This is a genomic window from Pseudodesulfovibrio sp. S3, from assembly GCF_004025585.1.
Lineage (GTDB): Bacteria > Desulfobacterota > Desulfovibrionia > Desulfovibrionales > Desulfovibrionaceae > Pseudodesulfovibrio.
The window spans coordinates 45,600-72,095 of sequence record NZ_QTZO01000015.1 but is presented as its reverse complement, the minus strand read 5'-3'; the positions used below and the strand labels follow the sequence as shown (position 1 = coordinate 72,095).

The 26,496-nt window shown below is 59.4% G+C and carries 25 protein-coding genes; 11 read left to right on the top strand and 14 right to left on the bottom strand.

From position 1 onward, the window contains the following. Positions 1-766 precede the first annotated feature (766 nt). The 4 genes from DWB63_RS14015 to DWB63_RS14005 are packed head-to-tail and all read right to left on the bottom strand — an operon-like array spanning position 767 to position 3,686. Positions 767-2,134, bottom strand: a complete 1,368-nt coding sequence (locus DWB63_RS14015) for a radical SAM protein (RefSeq protein WP_128329476.1) — start codon at positions 2,132-2,134, stop codon at positions 767-769. Positions 2,135-2,138: 4 nt separating this feature from the next. Then, positions 2,139-2,309, bottom strand: coding sequence for a hypothetical protein (locus DWB63_RS17350; RefSeq protein ID WP_206613173.1), 171 nt, complete (start codon positions 2,307-2,309; stop codon positions 2,139-2,141). A gap of 43 nt (positions 2,310-2,352) precedes the next feature. Further along, positions 2,353-3,117: a polyphenol oxidase family protein gene (locus DWB63_RS14010; RefSeq protein ID WP_128329475.1), complete on the bottom strand. Its 765-nt coding sequence runs from the start codon at positions 3,115-3,117 to the stop codon at positions 2,353-2,355. Continuing rightward, positions 3,105-3,686: a 5-formyltetrahydrofolate cyclo-ligase gene (locus DWB63_RS14005; protein WP_128329474.1), complete on the bottom strand. Its 582-nt coding sequence runs from the start codon at positions 3,684-3,686 to the stop codon at positions 3,105-3,107. Before DWB63_RS14005 ends, DWB63_RS14010 begins: the two co-directional genes overlap by 13 nt. A 143-nt stretch (positions 3,687-3,829) precedes the next feature. On the opposite strand from DWB63_RS14005, the gene DWB63_RS14000 reads away from it, so the two are divergent. After that, a complete protein-coding gene (locus DWB63_RS14000) occupies positions 3,830-5,209 on the top strand; it encodes a sigma-54 dependent transcriptional regulator (RefSeq protein ID WP_128329473.1) in 1,380 nt (459 codons plus the stop codon). After that, positions 5,209-6,372 (top strand): ATP-grasp domain-containing protein, encoded by a 1,164-nt coding sequence (locus DWB63_RS13995; RefSeq protein ID WP_128329472.1) that lies wholly within the window; start codon positions 5,209-5,211, stop codon positions 6,370-6,372. Before DWB63_RS14000 ends, DWB63_RS13995 begins: the two co-directional genes overlap by 1 nt. Positions 6,373-6,384: 12 nt before the next feature. On the opposite strand, the gene DWB63_RS13990 is transcribed toward DWB63_RS13995, so the two are convergent. Beyond that, positions 6,385-6,984 carry an HD domain-containing phosphohydrolase gene (locus DWB63_RS13990; protein ID WP_128329471.1) on the bottom strand — a complete coding sequence of 200 codons (600 nt, stop codon included), beginning with the start codon at positions 6,982-6,984 and terminating at the stop codon, positions 6,385-6,387. Between the two features lie 118 nt (positions 6,985-7,102). On the opposite strand from DWB63_RS13990, the gene DWB63_RS13985 reads away from it, so the two are divergent. Next, on the top strand, positions 7,103-9,988 hold the full coding sequence (locus DWB63_RS13985) for a DEAD/DEAH box helicase (RefSeq protein ID WP_128329470.1): 2,886 nt from the start codon (positions 7,103-7,105) through the stop codon (positions 9,986-9,988). Between the two features lie 97 nt (positions 9,989-10,085). Here DWB63_RS13985 and DWB63_RS13980 read toward each other — a convergent pair whose 3' ends face one another. After that, positions 10,086-10,685, bottom strand: a complete 600-nt coding sequence (locus DWB63_RS13980; protein ID WP_128329469.1) for a DJ-1/PfpI family protein — start codon at positions 10,683-10,685, stop codon at positions 10,086-10,088. Between the two features lie 130 nt (positions 10,686-10,815). On the opposite strand from DWB63_RS13980, the gene DWB63_RS13975 reads away from it, so the two are divergent. Next, positions 10,816-11,580: a tetratricopeptide repeat protein gene (locus tag DWB63_RS13975; RefSeq protein WP_128329468.1), complete on the top strand. Its 765-nt coding sequence runs from the start codon at positions 10,816-10,818 to the stop codon at positions 11,578-11,580. Positions 11,581-11,665: 85 nt separating this feature from the next. Here the strand turns inward: DWB63_RS13975 and DWB63_RS13970 are convergent, their stop codons facing one another. Together DWB63_RS13970 and DWB63_RS13965 are read right to left on the bottom strand one after the other, a co-directional pair. Continuing rightward, positions 11,666-13,489: an N-acetylmuramoyl-L-alanine amidase gene (locus DWB63_RS13970; RefSeq protein WP_128329467.1), complete on the bottom strand. Its 1,824-nt coding sequence runs from the start codon at positions 13,487-13,489 to the stop codon at positions 11,666-11,668. Positions 13,490-13,637: 148 nt separating this feature from the next. Further along, positions 13,638-14,384 carry a metallophosphoesterase family protein gene (locus DWB63_RS13965; protein ID WP_128329478.1) on the bottom strand — a complete coding sequence of 249 codons (747 nt, stop codon included), beginning with the start codon at positions 14,382-14,384 and terminating at the stop codon, positions 13,638-13,640. Positions 14,385-14,545: 161 nt separating this feature from the next. Here DWB63_RS13965 and DWB63_RS13960 point away from each other — a divergent pair, with 161 nt between their 5' ends. Next, entirely contained in the window at positions 14,546-14,992 is a 447-nt protein-coding gene (locus tag DWB63_RS13960) for a chemotaxis protein CheD (RefSeq protein ID WP_128329466.1), read from the top strand. Further along, positions 14,989-15,858, top strand: coding sequence for an HDOD domain-containing protein (locus DWB63_RS13955; RefSeq protein ID WP_128329465.1), 870 nt, complete (start codon positions 14,989-14,991; stop codon positions 15,856-15,858). The genes DWB63_RS13960 and DWB63_RS13955 overlap by 4 nt, the downstream gene beginning before the upstream one ends. Before the next feature lie 28 nt (positions 15,859-15,886). Here DWB63_RS13955 and DWB63_RS13950 read toward each other — a convergent pair whose 3' ends face one another. From DWB63_RS13950 to DWB63_RS13940, 3 genes are read right to left on the bottom strand one after another with little or no spacing between them, the layout of a single operon-like run. Then, positions 15,887-16,540, bottom strand: coding sequence for a peptidylprolyl isomerase (locus DWB63_RS13950; protein WP_128329464.1), 654 nt, complete (start codon positions 16,538-16,540; stop codon positions 15,887-15,889). Between the two features lie 22 nt (positions 16,541-16,562). Next, the gene (aroE, locus tag DWB63_RS13945) at positions 16,563-17,372 is read right to left on the bottom strand and encodes a shikimate dehydrogenase (protein ID WP_128329463.1); all 810 of its coding nucleotides are present in this window, start codon (positions 17,370-17,372) and stop codon (positions 16,563-16,565) included. A gap of 3 nt (positions 17,373-17,375) precedes the next feature. Beyond that, positions 17,376-18,302: an ACP S-malonyltransferase gene (locus DWB63_RS13940; RefSeq protein WP_128329462.1), complete on the bottom strand. Its 927-nt coding sequence runs from the start codon at positions 18,300-18,302 to the stop codon at positions 17,376-17,378. Positions 18,303-18,526: 224 nt separating this feature from the next. Between DWB63_RS13940 and DWB63_RS13935 the strand changes: the two genes are divergently transcribed. The 3 genes from DWB63_RS13935 (at position 18,527) to DWB63_RS13925 (ending at position 20,219) form a co-directional block, all read left to right on the top strand. Then, the gene (locus DWB63_RS13935) at positions 18,527-19,144 is read left to right on the top strand and encodes an acetyltransferase (RefSeq protein ID WP_128329461.1); all 618 of its coding nucleotides are present in this window, start codon (positions 18,527-18,529) and stop codon (positions 19,142-19,144) included. Positions 19,145-19,472: 328 nt separating this feature from the next. Beyond that, positions 19,473-19,895, top strand: a complete 423-nt coding sequence (locus DWB63_RS13930) for an HIT family protein (RefSeq protein ID WP_128329460.1) — start codon at positions 19,473-19,475, stop codon at positions 19,893-19,895. A gap of 30 nt (positions 19,896-19,925) precedes the next feature. Next, positions 19,926-20,219, top strand: coding sequence for an integration host factor subunit alpha (locus DWB63_RS13925; RefSeq protein WP_128329459.1), 294 nt, complete (start codon positions 19,926-19,928; stop codon positions 20,217-20,219). A 57-nt stretch (positions 20,220-20,276) separates the two neighbouring features. Here DWB63_RS13925 and DWB63_RS13920 read toward each other — a convergent pair whose 3' ends face one another. The 3 genes from DWB63_RS13920 to DWB63_RS13910 all read right to left on the bottom strand — a co-directional run bounded on the left by DWB63_RS13920 (position 20,277) and on the right by DWB63_RS13910 (position 22,979). Then, entirely contained in the window at positions 20,277-20,930 is a 654-nt protein-coding gene (locus DWB63_RS13920) for an SPOR domain-containing protein (RefSeq protein ID WP_128329458.1), read from the bottom strand. Positions 20,931-21,249: 319 nt separating this feature from the next. After that, complete coding sequence (locus tag DWB63_RS13915; protein ID WP_128329457.1) at positions 21,250-21,780, bottom strand: cyclic nucleotide-binding domain-containing protein; 531 nt, start codon at positions 21,778-21,780, stop codon at positions 21,250-21,252. Next, positions 21,777-22,979, bottom strand: coding sequence for a potassium channel family protein (locus DWB63_RS13910; protein WP_128329456.1), 1,203 nt, complete (start codon positions 22,977-22,979; stop codon positions 21,777-21,779). Before DWB63_RS13910 ends, DWB63_RS13915 begins: the two co-directional genes overlap by 4 nt. A gap of 84 nt (positions 22,980-23,063) precedes the next feature. Between DWB63_RS13910 and DWB63_RS13905 the strand changes: the two genes are divergently transcribed. Both DWB63_RS13905 and DWB63_RS13900 read left to right on the top strand, forming a co-directional pair. Continuing rightward, positions 23,064-24,428: a DUF1566 domain-containing protein gene (locus tag DWB63_RS13905; protein WP_128329455.1), complete on the top strand. Its 1,365-nt coding sequence runs from the start codon at positions 23,064-23,066 to the stop codon at positions 24,426-24,428. A 264-nt stretch (positions 24,429-24,692) separates the two neighbouring features. Next, positions 24,693-26,366 carry a methyl-accepting chemotaxis protein gene (locus DWB63_RS13900; protein WP_241648857.1) on the top strand — a complete coding sequence of 558 codons (1,674 nt, stop codon included), beginning with the start codon at positions 24,693-24,695 and terminating at the stop codon, positions 26,364-26,366. Positions 26,367-26,496: the final 130 nt, after the last annotated feature.

Here is a 26,496-nt window from a genome sequence, read left to right as displayed (position 1 = left end):
CCGTAGGGGAAGGTTTGCGCGGGAGGGGGTCGGGGACGAGAGCCGCTGTTGGATGCCGTTGGCATCCAAGGCGCTCCAGGTTGACGAAGGGCAATCCGTTTTTTCTTTTTGTGTCCGAACTCGCCACGTTGTTTTTGAAGCATCTTACAGCGATGGGCAATTGGATGTGGGGCTTAGAGCCTGTTGTGCGCGGCGGAGCGTGGCCCGGAAAGCGTTCGTTTACGGACTTTCTTTCACGGGCAGTGGAGCCGCGCTACAGGCTCTTGGTCCCGATTCCAGGATCACAGCTCAAAAAAGGCGTTTTTGCCTACTTTTGTCGCCTCGGACAAAAGTAGGGCGCTGTATGAGCGCAACACTTCAAAAGGATGACGAGCCTAACTTCCACCGCGAATGCGCTACGTATCAAACAATCAACGACACCTCGTACAGAGAACGCGCTTATCACCACCGCGAATGCGCGCACACCCTCCCTCCAACAAATTCACCAAACCACCCCCACAACCCCTTACGACGCCGAACAATTGGCCCCGAAGCTTTAGAGCCTGTCTCGGGCAGCGAAAGCCGCCTACAGGCTCTTGGCTTCGGGACCAGGCTCACAGCCCAAAAAGGCGTTTTTGCCTACTTTTGTCGCCTTGAACAAAAGTAGGGCGCTGTATGAGCGCAACACTTCGTAATGATAACGAGCTTAACCCTCACTGCGAATGCGCTACAAATGTAATAAAACTTCCAAATGCCCATATTTCGGCGTTGACACCGCCAACGACTTTCAGCCGCCTTGGAGGAGCCTCTTCCATCGGGTGGCTTCGCTCCAGTCGAAACCGCCGGGTACGCAGGGCCAGATGGAGTTGTTTTGGAAGAGCGGTTCTTCGGCCAGGGGATAGGGGCTGGCTGCACAAGCCGTGTCGAACATGGGCGAGCCGGGTATGGGGGTGTAATGCGCCAGGTGCGGGCGGAAGCCAAAGGAGCGGACGTGCTGCACGGCCTTTTCCACATTGCCCAGGTCCTGGCCGGGCAGGCCGAACAGGATATACACGCCGATGTCGTCGAGATCGAAACCCGCATCCAGGAGGTTGCGCGCGCCCGCCTCCCATTGCTCGCGGGTCAGCTTGACGTCATGTCGGTGGTCGAAATCCGTGGTTTCCAGCCCCAGTCGCACGGTGGTCAGCCCGGCCATTTTGAGTCGTGAGCAGACCTCCGGGGTGAGATGGCGGACATGCATGGCGTTGGGCGTGTGCAGTCGGATGTCGAGTTCCTGCTCGGTGATCCGGTCAAGCACCGGCCATAGCCACTGGTCCGGCTTGATGAGCAGGGCGTCATCGTAAAAGGCGAAGTCGCGCACGCCCCGGTCATGTTCGGATTGTATGGCTTTCATGATGCAATTGGGCGCTCCCTGGATGAAGTCGGGATACAGGGCGCGGCTGGCGCAGTATTCACAGGCGAACGGGCAGCCGCGAGAGCCGAGAATGACTGAATAAGTTGGGTCGGAATAGAGGTCGAGAGACAATGAAAGACCTGATTTTTCGGGTACTTCTGGGGCGTCATAATCAATCAGACTCCAAAAGGATTTCCAGTTGTCCGGCCGTTCCAGCGGTCCCTGCTGGATATGGGCGTCGGCGTGCGATGCCGCGTGTCCGCCGCAGAGCGTGGCATAGGTGCCGCCGAGGAATCGCGGGGTGTCGGGCCAGAGTTCGGCGCAGATGCCGAGCATGTCCAGCGCGCCCGGATACCAGTATGTCATGATGGTGGACACCATGACCGCGTCCGGGATCGGGTCGAGGGCGGCCAATGCCTTGATGACAACATCGCGCGGCAGGCCGTAGCGGGAGTAGCGCCGGTCCATGAAGTTGAGCGGTGCGGGCGTCTTTATCGTTTCCTTGGGGTAATGGCCGGTTCCGTATTTGCCGGGCTTGGACCAACTGATGCCGGACCATGTCGGGTCCAGGCAGTCCATCAGGGCGATGGACGCGCCGGCCTTGCGCACCATGTCCAGACAGGCGAGCAGACCTACGGGCCGCGACCAGACATTGAAGGCCGCAAAGTCGAGTATCCACGGGTTGATGCCCAGTACGCGCGGGCCGTTTCCCCCATCGGCGGGGGAGTGCCAGGGGATATGCGGATACGCTGGTCGGGCCACGGTGTTACCTGGTCACGAAGTTGGACAGAATGGACAGCCCGAGCATGACGATGACGATGACCAGCAGGATATTGGTCAGCTTGTCGCGCCGCTGCGCCCGCTGGACCTTGGACCGGGTGAACTGGCCGACGATCAAAAAGACCAGGCCGAGGATGAGGATCAATTTGACAAGCATGCTCATGGGGAGTGTGTAGCCGATGTTCCCGGAAAAGTCTTGCCTACTTCCGTATCCAGATAATCCCGCACTGCCTTCCCGTATCCTTGATCGGGCTGGCACACGCCTTTCTGTAGGAGAAAAAGGTGTCGTCCATACCCATGGTGCAGAGGTTCATGCCGAAGATCTGCTTTTCCGGCACGCCTGCGTTCATGAGCTGGTCGCGGGTGAGTCGCCACAGGTCCACGGTCTTGGTGGTGGAGTCGAAATAAGCACGGAATCCGGGGCCGAAGTCTTTGTCGAAGTTGACGAACTGGGCGGCGGCAGGGCTGAGGGAAGGGCCGCGCACGGCAAAGACGTCTTCGGGCTTGAGGTTGTAATGGGTGCAGAAGTTGCGCACCCCTGAGCCGGGGAAATTGCAACGGTTGCCCCGCCAGCCTGCGTGCAACCCGGCCACGTATTTGCCCGAACGGTGGGCCAGGAGAATGGGCTGGCAGTCCGCTGTTTTGATCACCAGACCGTGGCCGGGAGTGGCTGTTGCCATGCCGTCGCCGTCAAGGGAGGCGTGCTCTTCGGGGGGGTGCGGCGCAGGATCGAAATGGATGATGTCGCCGTGGACCTGGTTCAGCTCGCACCAGCCGGTCAGTTGCATGCGTTCATGCACGGCCTGTCGGTTGATTGTCACGGCTTTGGGGTCGTCGCCCACGTCAAAGGAGATGTTGGCCGAGTCGTGGGGCGGTTCGGATGCGCCGCCGCGCCGCGAAGTGAAGGCGCAGGCCACCTGGGGGATGTCCACGAACTGAAAGGGGAGAAAGGCTATGGCCGCCATAATTCCTTTTCCGTACAGACCACATCCATGGGTTGGTCCCAGGGTTGGGTGGGGAGGTGTTCCACCAACTGGAAGTCATAGGCCACGCCCACTTTCAAAGTGTCGCGCATCTTCTCGGAAGCCAGCAGCCGGTCGTAATAGCCGCCGCCGAAGCCCAGCCTGTTGCCTTTGCGGTCAAAACCCACCCCCGGAATCAGGGCGATGACCGGGCGGCATTCGTGCACCGGCGGGCACTTCTGTGCGTCCGGTTCCATTATGGAGAAAGGGCCGGGCACCAGTTCGTCCTCACAGGCGGCACAGGCCAGGTCCATTTCCCCGTCCGCGCCCGGACGGCAGCGGGGGAGCAGGACGCAACAGTCTCGCTGCCACAGTTCCGTGGCCAGGGGGCGCAGGTCCACCTCGCCCTTGATGGGCCAATAGAGAAGCGCCGTAGTCGCATTCTTCCATTCGAACAGGGTGCGGATGAGTTCTATGATCATGCTGCTGGATTCAGTCACGGCGTCCGGGGAGAGTCGTTCCCGTGCATCAAGCAGCGTCATGCGCAGTTTTTTCTTGTCTACGGCGGTCATGGGGAAAGCATACCATGTGCGGGGCCGAGAATCCAGCGTTCAAAGGCCGGTTTTGGATCGATTCAACATGGCCCTTGGTTTTCGGTCCGTCTTGGTTTATCGTGCCTCTTGGTATAAAATAGACACCCTGATTCGGAGACCGAATGCCTGCAAATATCCTTATTCTTGACGACGAAAAAAACTACCTGCTCATCCTGGAGTCCATCCTGGAGGACGAGGGGTATCAGGTCACCACCCTGTCCGACCCGGAGATGGGCCTTGCCTATCTGGAGGATTCCGAGGTGGATCTGGTCCTGACCGACATGAAGATGCCGGGTATGACAGGGCAGGACGTGCTGGAGCATTGCAAGAAGACCTATCCGCACATCCCGGTGCTGATCATGACCGCATTCGGCTCCATCGAGGCGGCCGTGGAGGCCATGCGCATCGGGGCTTTCGACTATATAACCAAGCCTTTTGCCAACGAGGAGCTGCTGCTCTCCATCTCCAAGGGCGTGCAGTATGCGGCCACCCAGCAGGAGAACATTCGCCTGAAAAGGGAGATCCGCAATCTTTATTCCAGGGACAACATCATTTCCAGGGGCAAGGGTATGCAGCAGGTCCTGGACATGGTGGACCGCGCCGCGCCGAGCAAGTCCACGGTCCTCATCCTGGGCGAGTCCGGCACCGGCAAGGAGCTTATCGCCCGTTCCATCCACAGTTCCTCGCCCCGCCGCGAAGCACCCTTTGTCACGGTCAACTGCATGGCACTCAGTTCCGGCGTACTTGAATCCGAACTTTTCGGCCACGAGAAAGGCTCTTTTACCGGGGCCACGGCCATGCGCAAGGGCCGTTTCGAACAGGCCAACAAGGGGACGCTCTTCCTGGACGAGATAGGTGAACTGACCCCGGAATTGCAGGTCAAACTGCTGCGTGTGCTCCAGGAACATCAGATCGAACGCGTGGGCGGCACCGAGACCCTGGACGTGGATATCCGCATCGTGGCCGCCACCAACAAGAATTTGCAGGAATCCGTGACCAAGGGTGAATTCCGCGAAGACCTCTTCTATCGCCTGAACGTGGTCTCCATCTTCATGCCCCCCCTGCGCGAACGGCGCGAGGACATCCCCCTGCTGGCCGCCCATTTCCTGGAGAAGTACAACAAGGAAAACCAGATGGAGATCACCGGTTTCTCCTCTGCGGCCATGGACTACCTGACCGCCTACGAATGGCCGGGCAATGTCCGCCAGCTGGAGAACGTGGTGGAGCGGTGCACGGTCCTGGCCCGAACGGACCTCATCGATGCCGACGACCTCCCGCCCGAGATCAAGGACGAGGAGGCGCAGTTCAAGTCCGCTGTGGATCTTTTGCCCACCAAGCTCAATCTGGCCGATACCATGGACAAGATCGAGGGCGCCATTGTCAAGCGGGCCTTGGTCCGAACCGACTTCGTGCAGGTCAAGGCCGCCGAGATGCTCGGTTTGTCCAAGTCCAACCTTCAGTACAAGCTCAAAAAATATGGCCTGACCGGCAAGGCGAAATAATGTTTCTCCTCGACGCGCCCTACGTTTCCGAGTTTCTCAAGCAGACCATCCGCGACCTCGGCCAGTCCGTGCTGGATACGCCCAGCGCCCGCAGTCTGACCGCCGGTGTCGAGCTGGACTTCATCGACGAGAGTGATTTTGCCGCCCGCCTGGGCGCGGGGGAAAAGGTGCTGGCCAACTCCGAGAACGCGCTGGCCCATGTCTTCAAGTGCGGCTGTCGGCCGGAACTGGCCCGGCAGATCGACATCTGCAAGGACAAGGCGCTCTTTCGCGAGACCGTGGCCGAACTGCACCCGGACTACCGCTTCATGCGGGCGTCCTTTGACGCACTGGCGGACCTGGACATCTCGGCCATGCCCTGTCCGTTCGTGGTCAAACCGACGCGTGGTTTTTTCAGTCTGGGTGTGCACCTGGTGGACAGCGTCGATCAGTGGCCGGAGGTGGTCAGGGCCATCGGCGCGGAGCGCGCGGCCCTGAATGCCGAGTACCCGGAAGAGGTGGTCAATGCGGGCGAGTTCATCGTGGAACAGGGTATCGAAGGCGAGGAGTATGCCATCGACGTTTACTATGACGCTGACGGCGACCCGGTGATCACCAATATCCTGCACCACCATTTCATGTCCGAAGATGATATTTCCGACCGCCTCTACTACACCTCCACCGGCATTCTCCAGACATGGCTGCTGCCCTTCACCGAATACGTCAGGGATGTGGGCCGGGAATGCGGTTTTCGCGATTTCGCCACCCACATCGAGGTGCGCGTGACCGGAGCGGGCGACATCCTGCCCATCGAGGCCAACCCCCTGCGGTTTGCGGGCTGGTGCGTGGCCGACATGACCCATTTCGCCTGGGGCTTCAATCCCTACGAGTGCTATTTCAGCAACCTGCGGCCCGACTGGGATGCCATCCTGGAAGAGCGGGAAGGCACGGCCACGGTCATGGTCATCGGCGACCTTCCGCCAGGCACAAAACGAGAATCCATCGAGTCAATCGACTACGACGGATTCAAATCGATATTTTCCAACCTTCTGGAATTGCGAAAGATTGATTATTCTGCCTACCCGGTTTTCGCCTTTGCGTTCGCGCGTATGTCCGAGGCGGAGTTGGTCGACTTGAAGGAATTCCTGGTCGAGGATTTCAGCCGATTCATTTCCTTGAAATAAACTGCTGCGCCTTTACGGCCGCCCGATCTTGCCGCCGGTCTTTTCGTACCAAAGCATGAACCCGTCCACGCACTCGGGGCAGAGCCGGGTGCCGCGCTCCTCCTCGATGATGTCGGCGGCTACGGGAAGGGGCAGGGAGTCGCGGTGGGGGCGTTCCGAGATGATGGCGCAGAAGGTGTCCGCCACGCTGATGAGGCGTGCGAATCGAGGGATGTCCTCTCCGGCGATGCCGTTGGGATAGCCTGAACCGTCCCAACGCTCGTGGTGATTGAGGCAGACCTCGGCCACGTCGGTCAGTTCCGGGATGGGGGCCAGCAGCCTGGCTCCGAGGGTCGTGTGGCCCTTGATGTGCTCGAATTCTTCCGGGGTCAGTTTGTCCGTCTTGAGCAGGATCGAATCCTGTGTGCCCACCAGTCCGATGTTGTGCAGCCTGCCCATGAGCAGGAGGCGTTCGGTTTCGCCGGCGGTCAATCCAAGTTCACGGCCTATGCCGTGCGCCACCAGGGCCACGCATTCGGAGTGCTCTGCGGTCAAGGCGTTGCGGGCTTCAGCGGCGCGGGCTATGCCTATGAGGGCGTTCAGGATGGAATCGTTGAAGGGCTGTTGGGTCATGGCTTGCTCCGTGGCGAGAGTATATCACTGATTCTGCCTTAGTATGCGTTCAAGCGGCAGCCAAGGCAAGTATATTTCCCCGCTTGATTCGGTCGCGCCCCCGTACTAGCATCCGGTTATGGAAAGTCCTGTTGTCGAATACGTTACCGCCATGCTCGATTCCGAACGCATGGCCCACCAGATCGCCCATTACCGGACCATCGAAGGCGCTGAAGCGAGCTTCAGGGAGCCGCGCCGTCCCTGGCCTGCGGCCATTAACAATGCCCTTGGCCTGCTCGGGATCGATCGGCTTTTCGATCATCAGGCTGAAGCAACGGATCATATCCGGGCGGGCCGCCATGTGGTGGTGGCCACCCCGACGGCCAGCGGCAAGACCCTGACCTACAACCTGCCGGTCATGGAGCAGTGCCTGGCTGATCCGGATGCCAAGGCACTCTATCTTTTCCCGCTCAAGGCCCTGGCCCAGGACCAGTTCAAGGGTTTCAACGAGTTGGCCGCATTCCTGCCCGAGGAACGGCGGCCCACTGCGGCCATCTATGACGGGGACACCACTCCCCATTTTCGCAAGAAAATACGCAACTCGCCGCCGAACGTGATCCTGTCCAACCCGGAGATGGTCCATCTGTCCATGCTCCCCCACCATGCGAGCTGGGCCGAGTTCCTGTCCGGCCTGACCCACATCGTGGTGGACGAAGTGCATACCTACCGGGGTGTCATGGGCGGGCATATGGCCATGGTTTTCCGGCGGCTGCGCAGGTTGTGCCGCTACTATGGGGCAGATCCCACCTTTGTGTTCTGCTCGGCCACCATCGGCAATCCCGCCGAACTGTGCCACATGCTCACCGATCTGACCGTGCATCCCATCCTGGAATCCGGGGCCGCGCGCGGGGAGCGGCACATGATTTTTCTCAACCCGGACGGCAGCCCGTCCCAGGCCGCCATCCAGTTGCTCCAGGCCGCCCTGGCAAGGGATCTGCGCACCATCGTCTACTGCCAGTCGCGCAAGATGACCGAGTTGATCTCCCTGTGGGCGGTTGAAAAGAGCGGCATATTCCGGGACCGCATCTCCGCCTATCGGGCCGGGTTCCTGCCCGAGGAGCGGCGCGAGATCGAAACGCGCATGGCCGACGGCGATCTGTTGGCGGTCATCTCCACCTCGGCCCTGGAGCTGGGCATCGACATCGGCGGCCTGGATGTCTGCATCATGGTAGGTTACCCCGGCTCCATCATGGCCACCCTGCAACGGGGGGGGCGCGTGGGCCGCAGCCAGCGGGCTTCGGCCGTGGCCCTCATTGCCCAGGAAGACGCCCTGGATCAGTATTTCATGCGCAACCCCGATGATTTCTTTTCCCGTCCGCCCGAGTCGGCCATGCTCAATCCGTACAACTCGGTGATCATGGACCGGCACCTCATATGCGCCGCCGTGGAACTGACCCTGCGCCGGGGGGAGCCTTTCCTGCGCGAGGAGGCAGTGGGAACGCGGGTGGAAGAGCTGGTGTCCATGGGACAGCTTTACGAGGTCGAGCCGGACCGGTCCGGCCACCCGTTTGAGATCGTGTCCCATCTGAAGCGGCCCCACCGGGACGTTGACCTGCGCGGGGCTGGGCGCCAGATGCACATCGAGGACAATTCCCTTGGTCAGGAAAAAGCACCTGTCATCGGCACCATCGACGAGCACCGGGCCTATCGCGAGACCCATCCGGGTGCGGTCTACCTGCACCGGGGCAAGACCTTCGTCATCACCGAACTGGACCTCGGCTCCGGGGCCGTCCACGCCAGGAGCGAGCGCGTGGGCTACTATACCCGTCCGCGCGGCAACAAGGACACCGAGATCTTGGAAGTGCTCGGCCGGAAGGCGAGCTTCGGCACCCGCGTCTATTTCGGCCGGGTCCGGGTCACGGAACAGATCACCGGGTACGAGAAGCGGTCGGTTCGCGGCGGCAAACTGCTCGGCATCATCCCCCTTGATCTGCCGCCCCTGGTTTTCGAGACCGAAGCGATCTGGTTCGAGGTGGGTCACGACATCCGCCGCCGTTGCGAGGAGGAGTTCCTGCATTTCATGGGCGGCATCCACGCCTTTGAACACGCGGCCATCGGCATGTTGCCGCTGTTGGTCATGACTGATCGCAATGATCTGGGCGGCATTTCTACACCCATGCATCCGCAGGTGGAAGGTCCGGCGGTCTTCATCTACGACGGCATGCCCGGCGGTGCGGGGTTGACCCGGCAGGCCTTTGAGCGGGCCGACGACCTGGTCGAGACCACCCTGAAGACCATCCGGGACTGCCCGTGCGAGCTGGGCTGTCCGTCCTGCGTCCATTCGCCCAAGTGCGGCTCGGGTAACCGGCCCATTGACAAGCGCGCTGCTCGTTTCGTTCTGGAGGCCATCCGTTCGGGCGATCCGAAATCCATTGAAGCAAAGGACATCGATGTGAACACACTGCCAGGAATCGACATGAAGAAGCCCGCGCCAAAGCGGTACGGCGTCATCGACATCGAAACCCGTTTTTCCGCGGACGAGGTGGGGGGCTGGAATCGCGCCGACCGCATGGGCGTGTCCATTGCCTGCATCTTTGATTCGAAAGACGGTGCCATGCATGACTATGAGCAGGATCAGATGAACGAGTTGGTGGACCATCTCAAGCAGTTCGATCTGGTCATCGGGTTCAACCATGTCAAGTTCGACTACGCCGTGCTGGGCGGGTTGCATCCCTTCGGCTTCCGTTCATTGCCGAATCTCGACCTGTTGATGGAGGTGCACAACCGGCTCGGCTACAGGGTCAAGCTCGACAACATCGCCTCGGCCACCCTGGACGTGGGCAAGTCCGCCGACGGATTGCAGGCGCTCAAGTGGTGGAAGGAAGGTCGGCTCGACCTGATCACCGAGTATTGCCGCCAGGACGTGTCCGTGACGCGGGATGTGTATCTTTTCGGCAGGGAGCACGGTCACATACTTTTTTCGAACAAGGCAGCTCAGAAGGTGAAGCTGCCCGTGGACTGGTAGCGCGGCTTCCGTGAGTTTTTTTCAGTCCCATTGCGTCATTGAAAAAACCCCGGACCGTTGGGGCCGGGGCTTTTTGCCTGTGGGCTGACGGTGAAACTCAGAATGCGGCCACAATGGCCTGTCCGAAAGATTTGGCTGCCTGTGGACCGTTTGCAGTGATGAATTTGTTGTCCACTTCAACCCTGTTGCCGGTGTATTCGCAACCGTTTTCCTTGAGGGCGCCGGGTGCGCCGCTCTTGGGGTGGGCCGTGCCCTTTTTGCCCTGCATGACGCCGGAGTATGCCAGAACGCCTGGGCCGGCGCAGATGGCGGCCACGACCTTGTCCTGCTCTGCGGCTTCACGCACGATGCGGTGGGCATCCTCGTTCATCCACAGCCTCTTTATGCCGTTGCCGCCGATGATGACGATGGCGTCGTAGTCTCCGGTCTGAACTTCGCTGAGAACGAGATCGGATTGGGCCCGCGTGCCCTTGGCGCTCTTCAGTGAGCCGGTTTTCGTGGAGGCCACGGTGCAGGTCATGCCGCCCGATTCGAGGGTCGAACGCGTTGTGGAGTATTCCGTGGGCTCAAAGTCGCTGGGAGCCACGATGAGCAGCGCTTTTTTCCCTTGCGCATCGGCCAGGGCGTTCGGGGATACCGACAGGACAAGGGTCAGGAGGGCAATAAATCCGAAAACGGCTGGGATAATGTTACGCATTGGTCACCTCGAGTTGGAATGATGCAGACACGTTTTTACCTGCAATCGGCCATACCGCTTTTGACAATATCTGACAAGTTGTACATGGTGATCAGACACTCCTTTTCAACCGGTACAAAGGTCGTCAACCATGCTCCACAGATCCATACTGGCCGTTAGCATCCCTGTGCTGCTCGTCTTGTCGTCTTTTTTCCTGGCGTTGCCCGAGTTGGGGCACGAAACAAAGGCCGCTGCCCGGTCAGGCGATCCTGCGGCCCAGGTGGAGATGGCCCGCATGTATTATGACGGCAGCCTGGGCGTGCACGACATGGACAAGGTGCTCTTCTGGCTGCACAAGGCCGTTGACCAGGGATATCCGGACGCCCAGCATATTCTTGGTCAGTTCTATGTCTCGGGCGTGGGCGTGAAAAAGGATCAGGACAGGGGCTTTTCATTGATTCGTGCAGCGGCAAAGCAGGATTACCCGCCGGCTCAGGTCTTTTTGGCCCATGCCTATGGCAAGGGGATCGGCGTGGAACGGGATGTCGCCGGTTTCCTGTACTGGGTGCAACGGGCCGCAAAGAACGGCGATGCCCAGAGCCAGTTCAACATGGCCATCCTGCGTCTGTCCGGCAGTCTGGTCGAGCGGGACGTATCCGAGGCCCGGGCCTGGCTCGAGAAGTCCGCGGAGCAGGGGTACACGGATGCCCAGAACACCCTGGGTGAACTGCTGGTCAGGGGCGTGGACCAGGAGCCGGATTATGTCGAGGCATGCAAATGGTTCGCCATTGCCGGAACCAAGGGCAATCCCAAGGCCAATGACAACCTCGTGGAAATCGTCAAGTACATGACCCGCGCAGAGATGGATGAAGCCGCTGCAAGGGCCAATCTGTGGTTGGAAGTCCGGGGCAAGTAAGGTCCGGCGCTTGCGAATCCGGCAGTCTGTTTTCTTCAGGGAAGCTGGCCGGGAAAAAGCAGATGCGCCGCTGCCGAAAGCCGTTCTAAATCATTGCGTATCTTTCAATTTTGCTTTTGTAGGCAAGAATCCCTTCAACGATGCCGTTGGCAAGGTATTCGAGATAGGCGTTTGACTTGAGGCGGCTCGCCTCGGTCTTGTTGGTCATGTAGCCGAGTTCCACCAGTACGGAAGGCATTTTTGCGCCCATGAGCACATAGAAGGGGGCTTCGCGGGTGCCTTTGTTCGTGACCGTGTATTTCTTCCTGACGCGGTTGACGGTGTTGGACTGCACGTCCGCTGCCAGGTCGCGCGACTCCTTGATCTTGGAATTGACCATCAGGTCGGTCAGAATGAATTGCAGGTCCGAGATGGCCCGTGGGTCCACGGCGTTTTCTCGGGCCGCGATACGCACTGCCGCATCGGTTTTTGCCAGGTTCAGGCTGTAGGTCTCCAGCCCGTTGACGCTGCGGCTGCGGTTGGCATTGCAGTGGACTGACAGAAACAGATCCGCCTTCTGGACATTGGCCATGGCCGTGCGCTTTTCCAGGGGGATGAACACGTCCGTGGTCCGGGTGTAGATCACGTTGAAACCTTGTCCCTGGAGCTTCCCGCCGAGCAGCTTGGCAAACTTCAGATTTATGTCCTTCTCTCGCAGTCCGTTGGCTACGGCTCCAGGATCTTTCCCGCCATGACCCGGGTCGATCATGATGGTCTTGACCGTCAAGCCGAGCTGCTCAAGGAGGTCGCCGGCCATCTTCTTGCTGCCGCTGGGGGGGCGGTAGGTGGAATTCCCGGTCGTTTTCCTGGGTTCCTGACTGGGAGCGGCCGAAGCAACAGGCGCGTTCTTGTCGGGGGCATAGACATCGATGACGATGCGATAGGGGTTTTGCAGGGGAAAGACCTTGTACTCCTGCATGTCCAGAAAATCGAGGACCACGCGGGTGGTGTCCTTGGAGTACTGGCCCGCACGGATGGAACGCAGGATGCCATCTGACACGGTGGTGGCGGCTGTCACGTCGTGACCCAGTTTGGAGCCTTCCATGTCGACATACAGACGGTGGGGACGGCCCACTTCCGGGTTGGGGGCAAGTACCTGATAGCGGAATTTGACCTGGGCATCCAGTTCCAGGACGACTCTGGTATATTCGTCGCTTGAGGTAAAGCGGACAACGTCCAGGTGCGCCATGTCGGACGGGTCTTTGACCTTGGCGCCAACGCTCTGTTGTTTCACCGGTTTGGGCTGTGATTTGGACGTCCGAGCCGCTTGTGTTGCCACCTGGTCAAGGCTTGTGTCCCGGGATTGCTTGTCCCCGGAGACTTCGGCAATGGCCCAGTTGTATTTGCCCAGGCTTTTGAGGGCGGCCACGGCCTTGGCATGCATGTCCGAGCGCGGATAATCAACAATGATACGCGCCAAGTCCAACCTGGCCGAGTTTGTTTCCTTCAGTCGTTTGGAATAGATTTCGGCCCGATGGAAAAGGCAGTCGTCGGCCCATCCGTGACGCGGGTAGCGGGCGAGCACCCTGCCGTAATAATCCACTGCCTGCCGGAAGTCGGACTTCATGCCGCTTCGCGCTCCGAGCTCCTCGTGGGTACGGCCGATGTAATACAGGGCCTTGGGGGCATAAGAGCCGTTGGGCGAGGCCTTGAGGCACCGGGTGAACGATGCCTCCACTTTTTCCCAATTGGAGCGGTATTTGGCTTTTCTGCTGTTCTTGATCAGGGCATGGAATTCGGAATGGCCGACAACGAAGTAGGATTTGGCCGAGACTGCCTCGGCCTGGGGAGTACAGAGGAATAGGGCCGCAACAGCGCAGAGCGCCAGGGCAAACAGGGTGCGTATATGTGCGGCAGTGTGCTGCTTCATGTCCTTTGGGCCGGTGTTATGGTCGTTGCATCCGATATGGCCATCTGTCAGGCACATGTCTGATATATAAAGTTAGGAGCATTTTTCAGAAAAATCTAAAAAAAGTCCAGAAAAGAATGCAGTTGGTTGCCAAGATACTTGGGGGCATCTAGGCCATGCCGGTGGCGAGCCATCGGGCCCAATCTTCCCGGCCGTTGGCACGGGCCTGTGCGGCCGCGGCTTCCCAGTCGTACTCTACCTCGGAGAACTCCGCATTCCATCCATTCTCAGTCCGGGTCAGCACGGCGTAGCTGGCGTGGGGCGAACCGCTGGCCATTATGTGCGGCGGATCAATGTCGTCGTAGGCCGGCAGACCCACACTGCCGGGATTGACCACGGTGATGTCGTCGCAGGAAGCCAGCCCGGCGTGGTGGCTGTGGCCCGTCAGGACGAGCGAGCAGCCCGCTGCCTCGGGCAGCAGGTCGTCCAGCATCTGGCGGCAGGGGCGCATGGCAGGCAGTCCCGTGGACACGTCCTCAAGCAGATACGCCGTGTCGTTTCGAGGCGTGCCGTGGCAGAGCAGGATGTCCGGCTCCGGCCTGAGTGTCTCAGGCAGGGAACCGAGCCAGTCGAGTCCTTCTCTGCCGATGGCCTCAAGGGTCCGGCCAAAGACAGGGATGCCGCTCCATTGCTGACCGCCCTGAAGAAGGATGCGGTCCTGATTGCCGAGCACGGCTGGCATGTCCAGTTCCCTGAGGATGCGCCATGTTCCGGCCGGGTCCAGGGGGCCGTAGAAGGTGTCGCCCAGGTTGAAAAAGCGGGTCCGGCCGCGTTCTTTCGCGTGGGCCAACACGGCCGCAAGGGCCAGGGAGTTGCCGTGGATGTCGGCCAGGACGACCAGTTCCTTGTTTCGCATCTGGGAATTATTGGTCAAAACAGTCCTAAAGGCAAGGAAGAGGCAGGACTTTACTAACCGGCCTCAACCCCGTAAAGGTGCATCAAAGGATTTGGGTCGGAAACGGTCCGAGCAGGAGAGCAGTCATTCCCAATAACCTCGTTGTCGTCGGCATTTCGGACATGAAATTTTCCAAGAACCCCGAAGAGGTCATTGTTACCTATTCGCTGGGTTCCTGCCTTGGCGTCTCGGTCTATGATCCCAAGGCCCGTATCGGCGGGATGGTCCACTGTCTGCTGCCCTCTGCCTTGGCCGCCAAGGAAAAGGCCCGTTCCAATCCGTTCATGTTCGTGAATACCGGTGTGGCCATGATGGTGCGCAGACTGGTTGAGAACGGGGCGGACAGGGGACGGCTGGTGTTCAAGGCGGCCGGATGTGCAAACATGCGCAACGACCGCTTGTTCGACACCGGCGTCCGCAATTTCGAGGCACTCAAAAAACTGATGGAGCGGAACCACAAGTCCCTTGCTGCCAGTGAAGTTGGGGGCACAATTCCCAGAACACTCTTCCTGTACCTCGACACCGGTCGTGTGGTAGTGAGGTCAATGGGAAAGGAGTGGGACATATGACCCGGCGCGAAGAAATTCTTTCAGTGTGCGACAAGGTGGTCGCCATGCCGACCTGTGTTCGCAAGGCCAGTGCTCTTCTGGACGATCTTGACGCGGGCATCCAGAAGCTGACACGCATCATCGAATATGATCCGGGATTGACAGCCAACCTGCTCAAGGTGGTCAACGCGTCAGCCATCGCCCGCAAACGGCCCATTCTGACGGCTCGCGACGCCCTGACCTGGCTGGAATCTCCCGAGATTTTCAGGTTCGTGATTTCCACCGGCGTGGCCCCCACCTATTGCCGCGTGATAGCGGGATACGACCAGGCTCCCGGCATGTTTCTGCAACATTCGACCACGGTGGCCGTGGCCTCTGTCGAGCTGGCCCACGCCCTTGGGGTGGACGCTCCGAGACATACGTTCACGGCCGGACTCCTGTCCGGGGTGGGTAAGCTCCTGCTTGGTTCCTTTGTCGAGGTGGACATGCGCGCGTTGCTCCGTCTGGTCTTCGACGAGAACCTTTCGTTTGACCGGGCCGAAGAAGCCGTGCTCGGCATAAACCACGCTGAGCTTGGCGGCAGGCTGTTGGCCAAGTGGGGCCTGCCTCCGTCCATCACCAACGTGGTCAGACATCACCTCAGGCCGGACGAGTTCGATGGCCAGGATATCGTCCTGGATCTGGTTCATATTGGCAACGTGCTGGCCAAGATGATCGGTGTCGGACTCGGTGCCGACGGTCTCAACTATGAGGTCTCGAACAACGTGGTCGCAAGGTTGGGCATCACGTCCGCCGCGCTGGATACGGCTTCGGCAAACGTTGTGATCGAGATGAACTCCCTCTGGGATCTGTTCCTTGAATGCGCTGATGATTCCTGCGCCCTTTGATCCCGCCAGCTCCCGTTGAAACGGTCTTTTATTTAGCCAGGTAGGCCTTCTTTATGAAGACGGGCGTAACCGGCACGTCCTCCATCCTGCCGGACCGGGCAGTCTCGACCTGGTGAATCTTTTCGATCACTTCCATGCCCCGGATGACCTTGCCGAAGGCGCAGTATCCCATACTGGTGTTGCCGCTGTATGACCCGGCGCCGATCTGCTTCGAGGACTGTTTGTAGTCAAGCACCGGGTTGTCCTCCACGTTGAAGAAGAACTCGCAGGTGGCTGAATCCGAGGCGTTGCCGCGGGCCATGGCAATGGTCCCCTTTGCATTGATCAAGCCTGTTGCCGCCTCGTTGGGGATGGGTGCCATGGTCTGCTTTCTCTTGATGGGAAAGGTGTACCCGCCGCCCTGGACGATATTCATGCTCTTGTCGTCGTCATCCCCGCTATTGCGCTGACGGATGACCCGGTGGAAGATGGTTTTGTCGTAGAATCCCGAGTCCACGTATTTCAGGAAATTGGCCACGGTCTCGGGGGCGTCTTTGGGATAGAGCATGATCATGATGCGGCCCATGGAGGTGTCCATGATGACCACGGGGTTGGGCCCGGCCTCGGCCGTGCCGGTCATGGTGGAGAAGATCAGCCCGCAGGCCAGGATGGTTGCCGTCAGTGTCGAGAGTACCGTTTTCATGGAAAAGTCCTTTTGGGTGAGGTCATTTTTTCAACGCCGCGAGCAGCAGGTCTCTGGCTCCGGCTTCATCCATTTCCCGGCCGGTCCAAAGCCTGAATTGGGCCAATCCCTGGTGCAGGAACATCTCCAGTCCGGAAATGGTTCGGCACCCGGCTTGTCGGGCCTGGGTCAGGAATGCCGTTCGCAGGGGATTGTATACAATGTCATAGGCCACGGCATTCGGGGGGAAACGGTCTGCGTCCCACGGGCTGATATGCACCATGTCGCCGGACATGCCCAGCGGTGTGGTGTTGCAGATCAATTCCCAGGGCCTGTCCATGCGCTTCTCCCAGGGTATGCACTCCACGTCGAAATCCGCAGCCAGGGCTTGGCCTTTGTCCCGAGTCCGGTTGGAGACTGCGATGGATCGGATGCCGAGTTCCCTGAATCCGGCCACGGCCGCCCTGGCCGCGCCGCCTGCCCCCAGCACTATGGCTGAGTCCGGGAGTATCTCCAGCCCGTGCAAGGGGGCGACTACGCCGATGACGTCGGTGTTCTCGCCCCGCAGGACTTCCCCGTCCCAATGCACGGTGTTGACCGCCCCGATAGTTCTTGCCCGTTCGGAGATCGCGTCGAGGTGATCCATGATTGCCTGTTTGTGCGGAATGGTCACGCTCAGGCCGAAGATGGGCGTTTCCCGGACACGGGTCATGAAGGCGGGCAGATCCTTTGGCTCAAGGGGCCAGGCTTCGTAGCGCGCGTCAATGCCCAGTTGGCCGAACCCCCAATTGTGCAGGGTCGGACTCATGGTGTGCCCCAGCGGCCAGCCGATGATGCCCAACGACTTGGTCATGGGTTACAGCTCCCCGGCCTGGGCCAGGCTGCCGATGTTCAGGCCGGACCATTTCTCTTCCATGGAACCGAGGTTGGCCTTGAGCATCTTGAAGAGCACGCCCTTGGGGCCTACCTCGATGAATTCGTTTATGCCCATGGCCCACATGGCCTGCATGGTCTGTATCCATAGAACGGATGAAGTCATCTGGCGCTGCATGGTGGCCATGATCTCGGCCGGGTCGGGCTGGGGCAGGGCCGTGGCATTGTGGTGGACGGGAAAGGCCGGGGCGTTCCAGTCCAGGGTGGCCAGGAATGCGCCGAACTCGTCGGCGGCCTCCTGGATGAGCGGGCTGTGGAATGCGCCGGACACGGCCAGGGGAATGGCCCGCCCCTTGGCTTCCTTGACCAGCGCTTCGGCTGCGTCCAAGGCTTCCTTTTCGCCGGAGATGACGAACTGGGCCGGGGTATTGTAGTTGGCGATGCGCAGCTCCTTGCCGGATTCCTTGGCCGCAGATTCCACTATGGCCTCGACCTGATCCTGGGAGAGCTTGACCACGGCGGCCATGCCGTGGCCCGCGCCGCCGGAGTCGGCCATGAGCCTGCCCCGCAGGGTGACCGCCCGGACGCAGTCCGTCAGGCTGAGCACGCCTGCCGCGCCCAGAGAGGCGAATTCGCCCAGGGAGTGTCCTGCCGTGGCCGCAGGTGTGAGCTTGTCCTTCACCGCCAGCCAGAGAGTGAGATTGACCACGGTCAGTGCGGGTTGCAGGGCGCGGGTGTCGGCCATGTCCTCGGGCTCGCCGTCCCAGTATATTTCACGCAGGGGCAGGCCGGATTCCCTTTCGGCGAGTTTCCACAGGTCCAGGGCGGCACCGTCAGCCTCGGCCACGTCGCGGCCCATGCCTTTTTCCTGGGAACCCTGTCCCGGAAAGAGAATGCCGATTTTGGTCATAGATATCTCCTTGGTATGCATGGCAGGCAGCGTTCGCCCGCACGGTGGTGTCGTGTTTCTGTGGGTATGGGGATATCGTGTGGGCAAAGCATGCGTCAAGCTCATCGGCGGCCCATGTCTGTCTGTTGACAGTAAAAAAGTAAAACAGGTAGGGGTTATGGCATGATCACCGTCTCGGAATTCATGGCATTTCGCCCCGGACAGGACGGTCGGAGATCCTTGAGATGAATATATTGATCATTGGCGGCGGCGGTCATGCGCGGGTGGTGGCGGATATCCTGCTCTCCATGGAGGACATGGAACCGTTGGGATATGTGACTCCGGACGCCTGCCCCGGTACCTTGGGACCCCTGGGACTGGCCGTGCTGGGCGACGATACCTGCGTGGCCGGGTTGGACCACGACGGCGTAGTCGTGGCCGTGGGCGACAATCGCTTGCGGCATCGGATATTTGCCCGGCTCGTGGGTGCGGGCGAAACTCTTGTCAACGCGGTGCATCCCTCGGCGATCATTGCCAGGGACGTGGAGATGGGGGTGGGCTGTATGGTCTGCGCCGGGGCCATCGTCAACACGGGCACCATTGTCGGAGATAACGTCATCCTCAATACGGGGTGCGTGGTGGATCACGATTGCACGATCAGCGGCCACGCACATGTGGCACCCGGTGTGAAACTGGCCGGCAATGTCGTGGTGGGCGCGGGTGCCCTTGTCGGCGTCGGCGCCTCTGTCATCCCCTCGGTGCTCATCGGCGAGGAGGCGGTCGTGGGTGCGGGAGCCGTTGTCGTTGATGATGTTCCCCCTAGGCAGATGGTCATGGGCGTTCCTGCCAGGCCGAAAACCTGATTTTTCCGGCGGAACTCGTCCATTTGTCTGCAATGGTTGGGTTTTGCCATCTTTCAGTATTCAACCTATTGGAATTGTTGTTTTAATATTTGTAACATTTATTTCAGTCACTTAAGCCGGACCAACTGACCGATTTTCCAGAATATATCTAGATTTCGCGGCAACCGTTGTGGCGTATAGGTTTCTAGAAATTCACACGAACAGACTTGATTTAACTGGATTTCCCGCGTATGAATACGTGTAACTGTCGAAAAATCTCTGTCAGTGGCAGTTTTTCCCATGCGGTTGAAACCCTTGGGAATCAATCCAGGCGGAGAGGAGAAAACAAATGGTGAAAGTGGATTCCGATTGTATTTTCTGCAAAATCGTGGCCGGGGACATTCCCTGCGCCAAGGTTTTCGAATCGGAAAACATCTTGGCTTTTCTGGACATAGCGCCTGTGAACGCCGGGCATGCCCTGGTCCTGCCCAAGGGGCATTACCCCACGCTCATGGACATTCCTGTGGAGCTGGGAAACGAATTGCTCCAGGCCTTGTCCTCGGTGGGCAGGGCGGTCATGGAGGCCACGGGCGCAGACGGGCTGAACCTCATGCAGAACAACCATGAGGCGGCAGGCCAGTTGGTCCATCATGCGCATTACCATCTCATTCCCCGGTTCGCGGATGACGGCCTGCGACTGTGGCCCCAATCCTCGTACGAACAGGACGAGATGAAGAGAATCGCGACCAGTATCGCGGAATTGCTGAAGTAAGTTTTTGGAAACCTTTTTTGGAGGCGATCAATGAGCACCCTCACCAAAGCCGGCATCGTGGACTACATCTACGAACGCACCGACAAGAACCGCGCCGAGATAAAGGATATGGTTGAATCCATCCTTGAGATCATGAAGACGGCAGTGAAAAAAGATCACGCCCTGCTGATTTCTGGTTTCGGCAAGTTTGAAGCATATGACAAGCGGGCTCGCAAGGGGCGCAATCCCCAGACGACCCAGACCATCACCCTGCCCCCTCGCAAGGTGGTCGTCTTCAGGCTGTCCCGCAAATTCCGTGCTGAACTCAATCCTTTCCTGGTCTGATGAATCAAAAAGGGCCGAGTGACGACACCCGGCCCGATTCCATCAGCGAGAAAGGGATTACGGTTTTTTCAGTACGAATCCCTTGGGGTAGTCCACCACAAGACTGGTGAGCGCATCCTCGGCCGAAGATTCGTCCGGGAATGAGCCTGCCTGCACGCGGAACAGCCCCCCGTCAGTTCGGATCAGCACAGAGTCCTTGTACCCGTCAGCAATGAGGCGTGCGAGGACTCTGTTTGCGTTTTCTAGATCAGAGAACGCCCCCACCTGTACATAGTATTGCCCGGATACGGTCGTGTTTTCCGGGGTGTCTGCTTCAGGCGCATCCGGGGTTTCCGCAACCTGTCCGGTTTCAGGGGCGGATTCAATCATGGCGGGTTCAGTGGCTGTTTCAGCCGCTGCGGCCTCTGCCTCCCTCTGCAACTGTCCGGCCTCGGGCAGAGGCTCTTCAGCCAGTTCCTTTTCTCCCACGGCAACCGGTTCGGCATTCTGTGGGGCGTCCACCTCATAGACTTCTTCTATGGGCTTATCCAATGGTGCCGAGGATGTGCCCACTTCATGCGTCTCTTCGATGAGTCCGGGTTCGGAACCGGAACCCATCGTATGGGAGGGGGTTTTTGCGGGAGGCGAGGACTCGATGTGTTTGCGGAAGCATCCGCTCAGAGCCAGCGTGGCCGCAGTCAATATCAACAACATCAGCAGGTTTTTTTTCATGGGAAAATCCTCTTTTCCGTCAACACGGGCTGCGAGTCTAGAATATATCTAAAATATACGCTTACAGGCGGACTGGCAAGTCATGTCAGACCTGAATCATTTTCAAGCGAAAAAAATGCTGTTTTGAAACCCCGTCAAGTTGTTTTTTTATACCCCTGAAGTGTTTTTTCCATACATTCTCTCCCGAAAACGGGTTTGCTCGAAAAAACGGTGTAAGGTTACCCGGAATCCCGGAGGTCGGCTCCGGGATACCATCCCGGTTCAGGGGCGGGACTGTGGTCCCGCCCCTATCTTGGCGAAAAAGACATGAGGGCGGTATTTACGGTGCGGCCTTGTATCGGCTGAGGGCCAGAGCCAGGGCCGTGGACAGCTTGACCAGCTCGCTGTTGTTCTTGCGGATGGTGGAGGCCATGCGGCTGGCCAGTTTCTTGAATATTTTGACGCCGATGGCAGGTTCGTGTTCAAGAAGATCGTAGAATCTGAGGCGGTTGGTGACCAGGAAACTGGACTGGGCGAGTACCTGGACCGTGGCGGATCGGGTGTCGCGGTCCATGAGCGCTATCTCGCCGAACAGGGGAAATTCGGATTCGTCCAAGGTTGCCAGAACCTTGCGGGGGTTGTCCACTTCAAGAATGGGCAGATTCATGCCCTCGATGAGCATGGATTTGCTGATCCGTACCCGTCCTTCGATGAGGATGAACATCTCGTCCCCTTCCTCGCCCTCGGTGATCAGGTTTACGCCCGGCTCCAGGGTGCGGATTTCGAAGATGGCCTTGACCCTGTCCATGGCCGCGGCCGGGATATCTTGGAACAAGGAGATGTCCTCCCACTTTATGTCGCCTTTGTTCATCGTGTCTCCCCCGCTTTGAGGAACAGCACGGCATCGAACTGATCCAGCCGTTCAGCGTCTGGGGGGTTGGCCAGCACGCGGGGACCGGTGTCGCCCAGGCGGGTTTCCTGGCCCGAGGACTCGAAGAGTTCCAGGATGAACTGGTCCAGGGCGGAACCTTCGTCGAGTACGTCTTCCAGGGAAAGTTGTTTGCTGATCTGGCACAGGGCCAGGGGCAGGCGGCCGTCATTCCTGAAGCGGGCTGTGAGTTCGCCCCAGGTCAGGGTCTTTTCTTCGCTGCCGAGGTTTTGGATCTGGAGATGATTGGAACCGCGCATGCCGAGCAGCTCCTGGACAAAGGTCCACAGGGACGGGTTGACCCCGATGAGTCCCAGAATCGACGAGGTGAGCTGGCCATGGACAAGGATTTCGTTGACTCCGGCCCGCAGCAGGTGCTTGCGATTCTCGGGCAGGGCCACCTCGCCGTATATGGGCACTTGCGGGGCAAGCTCGCGCAGACTCAAGGCACAGTACAGGGTTTCCTGATCCGCATCCTTGGCCTCACGGCCCCGGTGCTGCGACAGGAGGTAGACCACCTTGGCGCGGTCGGGTTGGGCCTTGAGCAGCACGGATTCGTGGGTGATGGCTCCCCAGACGAATCGGAGGCGTTCCTCCATGTCGATTTGCAGGGCCAGGGTCTCGCGCTCATCGGATGAGAGGGTATTGACCAGCACGAGGTCCGACTGGTGGCCTCCTTCCTTGGCGTTGAAGACGCCGTTGTCGCGCAGGGCGCTGATGAGTTCCAGGCCGAAGTCGTTCCAGCCGACGATGATGACGTGGTGTGTCAGGTTCACCTTGAGCAGCCCCTTGCGCTTTTTGGCCTTGTGCTCCACGAGCATGGAGGCCAGGTTTCCTGTCAGTGTGGAGACCAGTCCGATGCCGCAGACCATCACGACCAGCCCCATGATTTTGCCGCCGGTGGTGGCGGGAACCACATCTCCGTAGCCCACGGTGGTCAGGGTGACCACCGCCCACCACAGGGCGCCGAACGCGCTCTGAATGTCGCCCTTGGGATAGAGTTCGAAGAACCAGAATCCCCCGGTGGCGAAAAGCAGCAGGACGATGATGAGTAAGGTCAGTTTCACGAACGGGTTGCGGCACCATCCGAGGAGGGTGTCCCGCAGGGTCGGAAAGAGATTTCGGCCATCCGCATGTTTCATATCCTCCCTTCTATGACCAACAATGCACTGCGAGTCAAACACGGGGGATGGACGGAAGGTGCGTGCATGGGCTAACGTGGCGGAATGCGCATTGGACGGTACGAGATACGGGGCCTGCTGGGCCGGGGCGGCATGGGTGCGGTGTACAAGGTGGCCATGCCCGTGACCGGCCGTATCGTGGCCCTGAAGGTCCTCAGGCCCGCCGAGATCCTGGAGGACCTGGTGGGCGAGGCCGCACTCAGGGAAATGTTTTTCAAGGAAGCGGCCACCATGGCCTCCATCAGCCACGCCAATGTCGCTTCCATCCTGGACGTGAATAGGGGCGATGCGCACACGCCTCCGCATTTCACCATGGAATATTTCTGCGGCAATCTCGGCGTGCTCATGGGTGAGACCTACGAGGTGGAGCACGAGTCCCGCCGCCTGGGCGTGGAAACTTCCCTGCACATTGCCCGCGAATTGCTTTCCGGCCTGGATCGGCTGCACTATGAAGGCATCATTCATCGCGACGTCAAACCGTTCAACGTCATGCTGGCCGAGGACCAGGGCGGTCCCGGCACGGTCAAGCTCATCGACTTCGGCCTGAGCAAGCTGCGTGGCGAAAAGGAGCCGGGGCCCAAGGGCATGGTCGTGGGTTCTCCCTACTATGCCGCCCCCGAGCAGGAGGCCGACCCCGAGTCCGCCGACCTCCGCGCCGATCTCTATTCCGTGGGAGTGACCCTTTACCGTATGCTTACCGGACGGCTGCCCGAAGAGGGCGGCAGGAAGTCCCTCTGTGACATCCACGCCGATCTCGACTGCCGGTGGGACGCCTTTTTCGAATGTGCACTGGCATCTGATCCGGAGGGCCGGTTCCCGGATGGGACGGCCATGATCGAAGCCTTGGACGTGTTGGAAACGCAATGGCGGGAGCAGCTCGACGCCGTCTGCGCAGCCCCGGACCTGTTGCTGGAGCCGCACCACCACACAAGGGGATGGCTGCCGCGTCATGTGTCCCTGAAGGTCGGCGTGAAGCAGGGGCGCAGTACTTTTGCCTTGGATGAGCTCTGGCGGCCCAACAAGTATGGCCAGGGAGAACTGGAGGACAATGCCGACGGCACGGTCCTGGACCGGTCCACGGGTTTGCAGTGGGAAAAGGAAGGTTCTCGCTATCCGCTCACCTGGGAGCGCGCCCATGCCCATGTGGTCCGCTTGAACGAGAATGCGTTTGCGGGTCGTACCGATTGGCGGCTACCCACTGTGGACGAACTCGCCACCCTGTTCACCGGTCGCACCGAGCCGGGTGAACTTTGCCTTCAGTCCGCATTTGACCCGCGCAAGGCGCGACTCTGGTCTTCGGACACCAAGGCCTTTACCGCAGCATGGTACGCGGACGCCGAGCTAGGTTTTGTCTGGTGGCAGGATCGCACCTGCCGGTTCTTTGCACGGGCCGTGGGAGGCGGTTGCTAGAGAGTCGGCCGGGGTGATTGCTTATTGGGCTTCATATGGTTATCTGAATAGGATATGGTTTATTGTATTTTTCGATTTATCGAGTGGCGAATACTTCAGGGTCCTGATTATTTTATAGGGGGAAGAATGTTCAGATCGTTATCTATAGGCAACAGGATTATCACAATACTGGTGATAATGGGGCTTTTTATAGCGGCTATGAGTGCGGGCTTCTGGTTCTCCACAAAATCGATTGAGCATGTCGGGATAAGCACGGCTGCCGGCATGATGCTGGAGGGGGAGAAGGACAAGCTCAAGGTTGCCAGCGATGCCATGGCCATGGCCTTGTCAGAATTGATCGGGGAGCTGCCCGATGAGGCGGCAAGGGTGGACGTTATCCGCAAGGCCATCAACGGTTACCGGTTCGAGGAGGACAAGTCGGGCTACTTTTTTGTCTTCAAGGGCACCATGACCGTGGCCCATGCGGCCAAACCTTCCCTCAACGGCAAGGATCTCGGCACGCTGAAGGATTCCAACGGAATCTACATGATACGGGAATTGGCTGAAATCGCAGCCAAGGGCGGCGGTTTTGTCAGGTATATCTGGCCCAAACCCGGTGCGGGCGAGCAGCCCAAGCTCAGTTACGCCACCAGAATTCCCGGCACGGAGTATTTTATCGGCACGGGGGTCTATATCGACAATATCGACATGGCCAAGCAGCAGATTGAACTGACCATGGATGTTATCGTTCAGGAAAGCGTGATGATCATCGGGGTGTCTTTTGCGGTGGCCCTGATTTTCGTATTGGTCTTGAGTCTTTTCATCATCCGGAGCATCACCTCGCCCATCAGGGAAGCCACGGCCATTGCCGATGCCATTGCCCACGGCGACTATACCATGGAGCTGAATGTCAAGGGACGGGACGAAGCTGCGCAGTTGCAGATGTCCCTCAATGTGATGGCGAAAACCTTGCGCGAAAATATCGCGGAGATCACCGCCCGTTCCGCCGAGGCCAATGAAAAGACCAAGGCTGCGGAAATGGCCCTGAAAGAGGCTGACATGGCCAAGGCCGAGGCGGAAAGAGCTCGCAGGGAAGGTGCCCATCAGGCCGTCTCCCGTATTCAGGAAGTGGTCAACAGGGTTTCTGCCGCAGCCGAGCAAATGTCCCGGCAGGCCAGTATCATCGACGAGGGGACAACGGTGCAGCGGGACCGCATCCAGGGTACGGCCACTGCCATGAACCAGATGAACGCCACGGTTCTGGAGGTCGCCCGCAATGCCGCCGAGGCGTCTTCCATGGGCATCCGGGCCAAGGACCTGGCTGTGGAAGGTGCCGAGATCGTCAGCAAATCCGTGGCCGCCATGGATACGACCTATTCGGCTGCTGAAGGTCTCAAGTCCGGTATGAACCGGCTGGAAGCCCAGGCGCATGATATAGGCAAGGTCCTGGAAGTCATCACCGACATCGCCGATCAGACCAATCTGCTCGCCCTGAACGCGGCCATCGAGGCCGCCCGCGCAGGAGAAGCTGGACGCGGTTTTGCCGTTGTTGCCGACGAGGTCCGAAAATTGGCCGAAAAAACCATGCAGGCCACCAAGGAGGTGGGGGATTCCATCGCCGCCGTTCAGGAGGTGGCGAAGCAGAATGTCACCGGCATGGACAAGGCGTTGAGCGACCTTGGCATTGCCGTGGAGTTGTCCAGCAAGTCCGGGGAGGTCCTCAAGGACATTGTCGAAGGCGTTGAAGAATCCGCAGGTCAGATCAACAGCATCGCCGCTGCAGCCGAAGAGCAGTCAGCCGCTTCCGAGGAGATCAACCAGGCCATCGAGGAGGTCAACGCGATTTCGCTGGAAACCTCTCAGGGAGTGACCGAGTCCTCACAAGCCTTGGACGAGATGACCACGCAGATGGCTGAGTTGCAGGCTGTCATCGACAGGCTTGCAAGCGATTCTGCCTAGCCTGAAGAAAATCCAAACACGTTCAGGACACAGTGTCATTGGGCACTGTGTCCTTTTTTTTGCACGTTGTACCAGGTGCGGGAAAACCGTTCCAACCGTCAGGAGTGAAAATCGTGCCGTTTACCGGGAT